Genomic DNA, 285 nt, shown 5'->3' with positions numbered 1-285 from the left:
CGCTCTCCCTGTTGCCGCGAATTGCGCTGGATTGCAACATCACTCATCGTCGCGCCATTGGCCGGCAGCTCTGCTTTTATGGTGCTCGCTGGTCATATCCGGAAGAGGTTGATTTGGCTCCGGTACTGAGCCATTGGCGCCACTGTTTCATGGTGCCGCAATCAGCGGCCGCTTCTGCTGAATCCCAAGAGGATCAGGTAAGCGTTCCAGCCTGATCTCGCCTCGACTCATATCAAGCCCCTTGGCAGCTTTCAGCAATAGGGGGTAATGCAGACTGTCCAGTGA

The 285-nt window shown here is 56.1% G+C and carries 1 protein-coding gene; it reads left to right on the top strand.

Features of this window, described 5'->3' with window-relative positions:
• The coding region (locus O4G76_RS20365; RefSeq protein ID WP_269398953.1) for a hypothetical protein at positions 1 to 215 on the top strand (215 nt) is incomplete at its 5' end.
• Between the last annotated feature and the right edge of the window lie 70 nt (positions 216 to 285).

The sequence above is a fragment of the Limimaricola sp. G21655-S1 genome, assembly GCF_027213785.1.
GTDB lineage: Bacteria > Pseudomonadota > Alphaproteobacteria > Rhodobacterales > Rhodobacteraceae > Limimaricola.
Note: the sequence above shows the minus strand (reverse complement) of the source record. Positions and strands in the feature narration are given on the sequence as shown.